The organism is Archaeoglobus neptunius, from assembly GCF_016757965.1.
Taxonomy (GTDB): domain Archaea; phylum Halobacteriota; class Archaeoglobi; order Archaeoglobales; family Archaeoglobaceae; genus Archaeoglobus; species Archaeoglobus neptunius.
Genome location: NZ_JAEKIW010000006.1, coordinates 1 through 9,562 on the forward strand (window position 1 = coordinate 1; position 9,562 = coordinate 9,562).

The 9,562-nt window shown below is 45.3% G+C and carries 9 protein-coding genes; 2 read left to right on the forward strand and 7 right to left on the reverse strand.

The genetic code is table 11. The features are described 5' to 3' along the window. Window positions 1–427: acyl-CoA dehydrogenase family protein (locus JFQ59_RS05320; RefSeq protein WP_202319384.1), on the reverse strand; the 427-nt coding region annotated here is incomplete at its 3' end. Window positions 428–529: 102 nt separating this feature from the next. After that, window positions 530–3,718, reverse strand: coding sequence for a reverse gyrase (rgy, locus tag JFQ59_RS05325; protein ID WP_202319385.1), 3,189 nt, complete (start codon window positions 3,716–3,718; stop codon window positions 530–532). A gap of 47 nt (window positions 3,719–3,765) precedes the next feature. Here rgy and JFQ59_RS05330 point away from each other — a divergent pair, with 47 nt between their 5' ends. Then, a complete protein-coding gene (locus JFQ59_RS05330; protein ID WP_202319386.1) occupies window positions 3,766–4,845 on the forward strand; it encodes an NAD(P)/FAD-dependent oxidoreductase in 1,080 nt (359 codons plus the stop codon). Here JFQ59_RS05330 and JFQ59_RS05335 read toward each other — a convergent pair. The 3 genes from JFQ59_RS05335 to JFQ59_RS05345 form a co-directional block, all read right to left on the reverse strand. Continuing rightward, a complete protein-coding gene (locus tag JFQ59_RS05335) occupies window positions 4,829–5,215 on the reverse strand; it encodes a winged helix-turn-helix domain-containing protein (RefSeq protein ID WP_202319387.1) in 387 nt (128 codons plus the stop codon). The genes JFQ59_RS05330 and JFQ59_RS05335 overlap by 17 nt on opposite strands. 70 nt (window positions 5,216–5,285) lie before the next feature. Next, a complete protein-coding gene (locus JFQ59_RS05340; protein ID WP_202319388.1) occupies window positions 5,286–6,149 on the reverse strand; it encodes a radical SAM protein in 864 nt (287 codons plus the stop codon). Between the two features lie 19 nt (window positions 6,150–6,168). Further along, window positions 6,169–6,966: a DUF166 domain-containing protein gene (locus JFQ59_RS05345; RefSeq protein ID WP_202319389.1), complete on the reverse strand. Its 798-nt coding sequence runs from the start codon at window positions 6,964–6,966 to the stop codon at window positions 6,169–6,171. A 78-nt stretch (window positions 6,967–7,044) separates the two neighbouring features. Here JFQ59_RS05345 and JFQ59_RS05350 point away from each other — a divergent pair, with 78 nt between their 5' ends. Then, entirely contained in the window at window positions 7,045–7,869 is an 825-nt protein-coding gene (locus tag JFQ59_RS05350) for a DUF362 domain-containing protein (RefSeq protein WP_202319390.1), read from the forward strand. Here JFQ59_RS05350 and JFQ59_RS05355 read toward each other — a convergent pair. Together JFQ59_RS05355 and JFQ59_RS05360 are read right to left on the reverse strand one after the other, a co-directional pair. Then, the gene (locus JFQ59_RS05355; protein ID WP_202319391.1) at window positions 7,837–8,427 is read right to left on the reverse strand and encodes a GNAT family N-acetyltransferase; all 591 of its coding nucleotides are present in this window, start codon (window positions 8,425–8,427) and stop codon (window positions 7,837–7,839) included. The two genes, JFQ59_RS05350 and JFQ59_RS05355, sit on opposite strands and share 33 nt — an antisense overlap. Continuing rightward, window positions 8,399–9,529, reverse strand: coding sequence for a pyridoxal phosphate-dependent aminotransferase (locus JFQ59_RS05360; RefSeq protein ID WP_202319392.1), 1,131 nt, complete (start codon window positions 9,527–9,529; stop codon window positions 8,399–8,401). The genes JFQ59_RS05355 and JFQ59_RS05360 overlap by 29 nt, the downstream gene beginning before the upstream one ends. Window positions 9,530–9,562 lie beyond the last annotated feature (33 nt).

Consider the following 9,562-nt stretch of genomic DNA (forward strand, 5'->3'; position numbering starts at 1 on the left):
TGTCGGCTCTGGTTTTTATGCCCGCTACATCACTTCCCGCCTGAGGCTCGGTGTAGCAGGCTGCGCAGATTTTCTCTCCCTTGGCAAGTGGTGGGAGGTATTTCTTCTTCTGCTCCTCGTTGCCGAAAGCTAAAATCTGTTCTGAGCCGAAAGTAGTCGAGAGCATCTGTCCCAATCCGCCATCAACCCTCCAGAATTCTTCCACTACAAGGCATGAGTCCAGAACACCCATCCCCTGCCCGCCGTATTCTTCCGGGATCGACATTCCGATAAACCCGAGCTGGGCTGCCTTCTTCCAGAGCTCGAACGGGAACTTCTCCTCTCTGTCGCACTCCTCGGCATAGTTCGGAAACTCCTTCTCTGCAAACTCTCTCGCCGCCTCTTTTATCGCTTTCTGGTCCTCGCTCAGAATGAATTCCGATAGCATAAATCATGTGGTTAGTGGTGGGTATAAACCTTTCGAATTTTGTCAGAATTTCTGGTTGAACTTTATACATGATTTTCCGGTATTCGGTAAAAATTTCGTGTATTAAGAAATGCTTTTGATCTCTTCGTAGAGCTCATCCAGAGCTCGTACAAAATCAACCTCTCCCTTCTCAACCGCATCCATTCTGTTCTCAAGGTCTCTGGTTCTCTTTTCCGAAACAAACTGCGAGTACCTGTCCATGAGGTATGTGTAAACATCAACACCGAGTTTTGTCGGAATGACTCTGCCATATCTGTCCTTCACATAATTACGGGCAAAGAGTCTGTCAACTATCGTGGCGTAGGTGGATGGTCGGCCTATTCCTCTCTCCTTCATCATCTGAATTATTTCCGCCTGAGTTAGGGGATGTGCTTTTGGGACCCTCCTAATTTCAGCCCTGACGACGAATTCTCCTGTGGGTAAATCCTTCCTGACCCAAACCGACCTGTAGAGATCGTACGCTCTACCTCTGGCCTCCACAATCCTTTCTTCCTGCACACTCCTTCCGTCAAACTCTATAACGTACTCCTTTACCCTCACTGTGAAGGGCTTGGACTGTGAGGCCATAAATCTGCGAAAAATTAAGTCATACAGGGCGAAGTGCTCCCAACCAAGTCCTTCAGCAACTATAACACCTTCGTGGATAAGTCTGCGAAGGCCATCCTTGTCGAGGGGTCTTGTTGGTCTTATACATTCGTGTGCCCCCCCTTCTCCCCATCCTCTACCCGAAAATTCTTTTCCGAGATACTCTCTTGCTATCATCTGTCCAGCATCGCTAACCCTTGTTGAATCCGTCCTGTGGTAGGTGATAAGACCGTTCTCAAATAAATCCTGGGCAACCTGCATCGTTTGCTTCACAGAAAGCTTTAATATCCTGTTTGAATCGCTCAGCAGGGTCTCAGTTGTGTACGGTGGTAGTGGAATCCTCAGCTCCTCCCTTTCGCCTTTCAGTTTGATTTTCAATTCAAACTCTTCCCTATCATGCTCAAGAACCAGATCAAGGTCTCTGACAATGGCAATAGTCTTCTTCTCCTTTGAATCCCTGTATCTCTCTATTATCCATCCGAGGACTGGAGTCTGCGCTCTTCCGGCAGACAGGTTGCGATTGTTAAACCTGTTCCACAGCTTCTGACTCAGCACAAAACCTATCCACCTGTCCTCAACCCTCCTCACAATCTGAGCCCTCACGAGATCTTCGTTGATTTCCCTGAGTGAATCAAAAGCTTCGAGAACAGCTTTTCTTGTCACCTCATGAAACTCTGCTCTTTTCACCTCTCCACACCCTGAGAGCAAATTTTTCAGATCCCATGCAATTTTCTCACCCTCGGTATCGGGATCCGTGCCTATTATGATGAACCCGGCATCATGGGCAAGCTTCCTGATGGCGTTGATCCTATCCTTTGAATCGTCAATATCATCGCTGCTGCACTTCGGACAGCTTTTCCTCTCCTCGGTGAACTGGTATCCGCAATTCCGGCATCTTTTGATTGAGGCATAGATGGGTACGAATTTTCCATTCACAACCACTCCATGAAAACCCCTGTTCGTTATGAGGTCTGTGATGTGACCGATGCTCGCCGTGACCATGAGAACATACCTCTCCATTGGCACCTCATAAACAACCGCACCGTTCAGGATCTTAACACTCGGTCTGCCGAAAAAGCGGGAAATCTGTCTGGCCTTCGTGGGACTCTCCACAATGAAAAGAGCTGGTTTTACAAGATCAAACTCTTCTTTCCTCCTGTACCTCTCTCTGCTTTCGTCAACCTCTTTCACGAGAGCATCAAAATCGACTTCTTCAATTTTTTTGAATTCTATGTCATAGTACCTGGCCCTCTCAATGAAAGCTGACAGAAGCTCCGTGTCGTTTTCAAGAAGAAAGGACGCTCCCTTCGTCAGACCACCAGCAAAGAGTCTTGAGGTTCTACCGGAACCCTGAATGTACGTTCTGATATCCGGAAACAGTATTTCATTTTTCCTCACCACCACATCTTTTGCGTCTGGCCTGTAGTTCTCCATTGCCTCTTTCACCAGTTCTCTCAGCTCCTCCCGGGATATTTTTTCTATATACGGCAGAATCCTCTCAATTTCGGGATGACTGCGGTAGATCATGGCCAGAATCCTGAGCATTGGAAGACTGAGAGAATCGAGGTCTCCAACTCTGACTTTAAAGGTGGGACAGCCCACAAAAACGGCATATCTTACTCTTTCAGGGAGATCCAGACCTCTAACCAATTTTCCGTAATAATGAGCGGTACCTATCAGGTAATCGACCTCCCCTCTGGCAAATCTATCAAAATCATCAGATTTTTCGGCAACAACGATTCCAGTTTTGAACCTGTCTTTCAACCTCTCGTATATCGATCTGGCATCCTCTGCACTTCTCGCGTAGATTAATCCACCTGTCCCCATTTTTCCGAGAATATACTCTATCTCCTGTATGCTCTCCTCGTTCACGGCCACATCCTCAATATTTCTGACAGTCAATCTTGATGAACCAATATCAAAGTTAAGAAGGGTTCTGAAAAGTTCAGCCTTTTTTCCTTTTTTCGCAGTTGCAGTTGACACCATGAGAGATCCTTTTGCCTCACCTTTCCAGCTCCTTGTTTTTTCGTTATAATGGAAACCGAGAAGTGCCAGAATTCGGTCAATGTTCTTCGATGCCTTTAGAATTGCGTCCACATCATCAACGAAAATGAAATTGAAGGTTCCCAGACCGGCATAATGCTTTGATAGAAACTGTGTTGTGGTGATAAGAATTTGGAATCTATCCAGGTTATCAAAAAAAGCCTCTTTTTCCTTCTTACCAAGCCTGGCGTGGTAATATCCGATATTAATACCCTCACCAAACTCATTAACGGAAATTTCAAGCTGTGCTTTTTCCGCAAACCCGGAAATTGTTTCCAAAGCCTGATTCACAAGCAATGAAGTTGGAAAAATAAGATAACATCTCTTACCCTTCAAGGCCAGAAAGAGGGAGACAGCTATGCCGAACGATGTTTTGCCGATACCCGTGGGAGCTGTTGCAGCAAAACTCTCACCTCTGAGAACTCTTTTCGCCCAGAGTTTCTGAATCGATCTCGGCTTTCCGACACATTTCTCGAAAAACGATACGAACCTTGCTACCTCATCATCCTCCTCTCTCCTGCAAAGTTCCCCCTTCTTTGCAGTACATACAGCATGCTCGATTTCATCTGAGCTTAAATCACCGCCACAAACGGGGCAGAGATTTGCGTAAAGGACGTCGGGCATGTAATATGGTGACCTTAAAAATATATATTTCGTCCCCAACTTCTGCTGTGAAAACCCTTATTGTGGGTGGTGGACCGGCCGGGTCGCTCACAGCCATAATGCTCGGCAAAAAGTCGGATGTTGTGATTGCCGAGGATCACCAGAGTCCAGGATACCCTGTCCAGTGTGCAGGTCTGATTAGCGACATCTGTTACAAAAAGTACGGAGAGTTTTGCAAAATTAAGAAAGCCATGGAGAACGAGATAAAGGGAGCTTTCTTCTTTTCACCATCCGGGAACCACATTGAAGCTAGGGGAAAGGCGTATGTCGTTGAAAGAAAGATTCTTGACGCCATGCTGTTTGAAAAGGCATCGGAAAAAGCAGATGTTTTTATTAAATCAAAGGTTCGGTTTAATGGCAGGAAGGCTGTAATTGGGAATTCAGAAATTGTGGCAGATATAATAGTGGGCGCAGATGGAATAGGTTCTGCGGTGGCAAAGAACTTTGGGTTCGAACAACCAGGAGTATTTACAGCCGTTCAGGCAGAGATGAAGTTCGAACCCCTCGATGATGGTTTTGTGGAGCTCTATTTCGGCTGGTCTGATTTCTTCGCCTACGCAATACCCCTCGGAGATACGGCCAGAATCGGAGTAATAAGCAGAAACGATCCTTACAAACTCTTCAAAAATCTTATTGAGAAGCATCCATCCGTTTCAGAAAGAATTAAAGGAAGTGTCATCGAGTTAAACGCCGGAGGATTTCCGGACAGACTTGTAAATTTCGTAAAAGGGAATGTGGCACTTATCGGCGACTCTGCAGGAATGGTAAAACCCTACACCGGGGGAGGGCTGTACTATCTGCTTGTTGCCGCAGAAACACTGAATGAGACCTTCCCAAATCTCGAGCTTTACAGGCAACTATACCTGAAAAGACTGGGAAGAGAATACAGGTTCGGAGAGAGAATAAGAAGGCTCTACTCCCTTGACAACAGAAGTATGGAGGAGCTTTTCAGACTGATGCGGGACTTTGATTTCAGGGGTGTGCATATGGACAGTCCGTCAACTCTGCTGGCCTCAACCTTCAAAATCCTCCTGCGACTCTTGAAGAATCCCGGAATTGCTTTTTCTGTAATCAGACTCTTATTATAACAAACTCTCCATCCTCAACAGATCTGCCAACCACCTTCCCATTCTCAATTCTGATTCTCAAAAAATCGCCCGACACTAACCTGTTTATAAGGCCCTCATAGAACTCGTAGTACTCGACAATTTCTCTGCCTCTCTTTGTTAAAATCGTCCTCCCACCTTTGCTTCCACCCTTCGAACTGCTAACCACCGGCCCCACAACCTTTTCCATTTTTTTTATATACCCCCACACATACCTGTAGGACATCCCGAGTTTCTTACATGCGGCAGAAATCGAACCCTCAGTTTCTATGGCTCTCAAAATTTTTGCCCCACCCTTCCCGATCACATGCTCGCCTTCCTTCTCAATCCATATTCTAAATTGAACATTCATAAAGTATTTTTGGGGCCTCGGATTATAATTCGGTTTCTGTGTGGCTTCCTGAAAAACTGAAGAGTGAAAGCTACAGTCCCCTCATCCATTCGGGTTTAAGAACGTCAGGGTGAGAGATAGCATAGTCTATCGCTTTCAGAAGCTCATTTTTATCATCGGGCAGATTCCCCTTCAGGGGAAGATAATTGGACGCATGGTTGCACCTGAAGATCGTTCTTGCCTCGATCCTCTCGACCATCCACCTGAGTTCGAACAGATTTTCAACTGCGTTCGGCAGGATAAACTCCCCCCTTTTTATCTTAACATACAGGGGTGTGTTGGGAACTGGCATGTAGGTGAGGACCCCGGTGTATTCAGGATTGATTCTGTTAAGAAGTTTTGCAGTATTTCTTGCGTTCTCGTAACTCCTCTCTTTCCCGCCAATTCCTGTCATAACAGTTACTGACAGATCAAAACCGCATTCATGGCCTTTCTGACAGGCTTCAGCTATTTCATCTGAAGTTACACCTTTGCGAATTTTTTCGAGAATTGTATCGTCTCCACTCTCAACTCCAACATAAAGAAGTTTGATTCCGGCTTTCCTCAATTTCAAAAGCTCGGATTTACTTTTCTCCAGCAAATCCTGCGGTGTTGCATAACAGCTTATCCTCTCCAGATCGAAAAGCGAATTTGCATACTTTGCGATATCCAGAAGGAAATCCGTGTCAGCAGCCAGAGCGTTGCCATCGGCCAGAAATATTCTGCTAACGTTTCCGTAAATCTTTTTGGCCATTTTGAAATCTTCCTTCACTTCATCACTGTCTCTAACCCTGAACTTTTTCATTTTGTACATCCCGCAAAACGTACATCTGTTCCACGAACACCCGATGGTTGCCTGAACTATAAGGCTGAACGCTTCACTCGGTGGCCGGAATACCGGTTCCTCATATCTCATCAATCATCCAATGACGGAACTAAATAAGACTCTTTCCCAGACAGACGATCTCCTTAAAATGATCGGGGACAAATTTTTCCGCATCGATTCCAGCGGCAATGCTGAACTGATAGACCATTATATAGCCTGCAAGATGGAAAGGTGCCTCCCTAAGCTCTACATCCCTGTCCATGCTCGCCATGCATGGATAGGCGCATTGATGCTGGTGTATTTCTTTCCAAAATTCATTTAGACTATCAATAATAAATCCGCTCATTCTCTTTGCCACATAGAAAGCTGAGCCGCAGGGATCGCTTCTCAAAACCTCGATCCTCTCAATTCTTTTTTCGTTCATTTCAACTCTGAACTCAGGCCTTCCAACACCGAACTCGTTGCAAAATCTGGATATGACCTTTCCTTCAGGGGTTAGCGCACAAAAAGGCTTAGGTGACGAGAACTCAATTCCCTGCTCTTCACATTTCTCTTTCAACTGCTTCCTCAACCCCGGCAGGCACCAGTTCTGGTTGCAGGCGGGAACGATCATGGCCTTAAATTCTCCTATTTCCGGAAGAGAAACAAGAATGTCGGGATGGACATTTATCGCAACAACAACATCACATTCAAAGGGCTCAACAAATTTCTCAGGTTCCTCAATGTAAAGGCCGAGGTCCTGACTGAGTTCCCTCACATAAACAATTTTTGAGCTGTAGTCATGTCTCTTGCAGTAATCACATCCATTGATTCCACACGCCCCGAAAGTCGGGCAGAGATACGGATATGCAAGGTTGCTTACAAATCTTCTTCCAAAGTCACCGCTGTAAACGACCCCGAGACGCACGTTGGTTTTTAGCCTGTGCGGTAATATTGTTTTTGGTGCACATTAGTTTTAAACTCCTGACGTTCAAAATATCCTGACATGAAGGTATTAGTCGAAAGGGTCGGGAATTATGATAGCACTAAAAATTTTGTAGAGAGAGCCTTTGAAACTTTCAATTTCAGGGCAAAATACCTCAAGCCAAACTTTCTCAAACACGACAGTCCTGAAAAAGGATGTATAACTCATCCCGAGTTGATAAGGGCGACAGTTGATGTGGCACGTGAATACGGAATGGATCTGACGATAATCGAAGGAGGGTTCTACAAAAAATCTTCTGAGAAATGCTTCGAGTATTTCGGGTTACGGAAGATTGCTGAATGTGTCAACCTCAACACAGATGAATTCATCGAAGTAAAAATCGGTGGCAAAGTCCTGAAGAAGATAAAGATTGCCAAAACTGCGTTTAAAGCGAAAAAGGAAGGTTACATATCTGTCCCCAAGCTCAAGGTTCATCACCTGACAAAGGTCACACTGGGGATCAAGAATAACATGGGGTTTTTGAAGAAGCCCGCTGTTTATATGCATCCCAACATTCACAACAAGCTTGTCGACCTTCTGAGCTTCATAAAACCCACATTTACAATAATAGACGGTGTTATTGGTGGAACGAATTCAGAAATGCGTCCAAAACCGGTAAAGCATGGAGTTCTGATAGCAAGCGACAGTGTGATAGCTGCAGACGTTGTTGCTGCGAGACTCATGGGCTTTTCTCCAGAAGAGGTGGAGCACATCAGGATCGCCATGGAAAGGTACGGTATTACGGAGAAGGAGCTGGAGATCATCAGCAATCCAGGAATAGAGAAGCTGAGAAAGGAATACTCGCTGTCACTTTCAAGCAGAATGCTGGGCAGACTGAGGATCTAACTCTTTTTTCATCAGATACCACTGTCTGAAACCGAAATTCTTTTCAGCAAATCTGTGATCGATCATCTTCTCAATTTCAAAACCATATTTTGTGAAAAGTCCGATTCCTGCATCGTTATCAACCGACACATAAACCTTCAGTAACCTCAGCCGTTTCTCACTTGCATCCTCAACTATCCTTTCAAGAAGTGCTGAACCAGCTTTACAGTTTCTACGGAGAGGGGAGACCGCAATAAAGTTAATGACACCCTCTCCTCTCTTGGGTTTTGGGCAAAGATAGCGAATTAGGAGTGAAGTCTTCAACCCCCTGACGAATCCCAGTTCCCTCTTCAAGAAATCCGAAATGGGGGTGTTTCCAGAGGAATAGGACGCAAATCCGATAATTCTCCCCTCCTCAACCACGAAGCAGTTTTCAGTGTACTGGCCAAAGAACTTGAAAAAGAGCTCCCTCGCAAGCTCAATATCTCCAAAAATACCGTTTAACTCCCGTTCAAAAGATAAAATCAGAATCCTTGCAGCATCTTTTGAATCACGGGCTTCGAGGTTTCTGACTCTCATACTCCCTAAAAGCTTTTACCGCTTTTTTCAGGTTTTCCATCGAATTTGCATAGCTGATTCGCACATAGGTTTTGTTGTGAGTACCGAAAGGCAGACCCGGTGTAACGGCGACCCCAAATTGCAGCAGCTTCTCGATAAATGCCATGCAATCCTCATTCACATTTACAAACATGTAGAAGGCTCCTTCAGGCTTTACAACCTCATAAATTTCACTCAGTTCTGAGTACACATAATCTCTGCGCCTTCTGAACTCGGAAACCATTTCCGAAACGATTTTGTCAAACAAACCATCTCCAATCACATCAGCGACAGCCTTTTGTGCAAAGGCAGGTGCACACACCCCGTTGACCTGATGAACCTTCAGCATTGAGTCCAATAGGCTCTCACCGGCTATCGTGAATCCTATCCTCCATCCGGTCATCGAGAGGGACTTGGAAAATCCATTCACCACAACGACGTTCTCATACCCGGCCAGAGAAATCGGTTTTGCATCATAGTGTATCTGATCGTAAATCTCATCACTTATCACAACAGCATTGTAGTCCGAGGCTATCTCAACTATTTCCCTTAGCTCCTTTTTCCCGGCCACAACACCTGTCGGATTGTTTGGATAGTTGAGAAAAATCACGCTGACATCTCTATCCATAACCTCGTTTATTCTGTCTGGATCCGGCTTGAAGCCTGTATCGTGTGTCCTGACCTCCTCTATCCTTGCCTCGCATAGTTTTGCATAGGTAAAATAGCTGAGAAAATTGGGTGTCGGGATGATAACCCTACTTCCCCGCTCAATTAGAGCAAGAGAAGCGTTCATCAGTGCCTCACTGCCACCTGCAGTAATCATCACATCCGATGTGGGTACTCCGTACCTCTCAGCGATAACCTCCCTAAGCTCATCAAGACCGAAGTTGGATGTATAATGTGTGTATCCGGAATTCATGGCAGCTACAGCTCTTTCAATAACCTCTCTGGGAGTGCTGAAATCGGGCTCGCCAATGGTCAGACTGACGATTTCTCTGCCCTCTTTTCTTGCCCTTTCAACAATCTCAAACATCCTTCGTATCATTGAGGTTGATATTTCTGATAATCTTGCAGCTTCTCTCATCGTCAGTGAGTTGTTTGATAGTTAAAATACCTT

Excerpts from the sequence above, each read along its gene's own strand:
- JFQ59_RS05340 (WP_202319388.1), bottom strand. The coding sequence starts at position 6,149 with ATGAGATATGAGGAACCGGTATTCCGGCCACCGAGTGAAGCGTTCAGC.
- JFQ59_RS05355 (WP_202319391.1), bottom strand. The coding sequence starts at position 8,427 with ATGAGAGTCAGAAACCTCGAAGCCCGTGATTCAAAAGATGCTGCAAGG.
- JFQ59_RS05335 (WP_202319387.1), bottom strand. The coding sequence starts at position 5,215 with ATGAATGTTCAATTTAGAATATGGATTGAGAAGGAAGGCGAGCATGTG.
- JFQ59_RS05350 (WP_202319390.1), top strand. The coding sequence starts at position 7,045 with ATGAAGGTATTAGTCGAAAGGGTCGGGAATTATGATAGCACTAAAAAT.
- rgy (WP_202319385.1), bottom strand. The coding sequence starts at position 3,718 with ATGCCCGACGTCCTTTACGCAAATCTCTGCCCCGTTTGTGGCGGTGAT.
- JFQ59_RS05360 (WP_202319392.1), bottom strand. The coding sequence starts at position 9,529 with ATGAGAGAAGCTGCAAGATTATCAGAAATATCAACCTCAATGATACGA.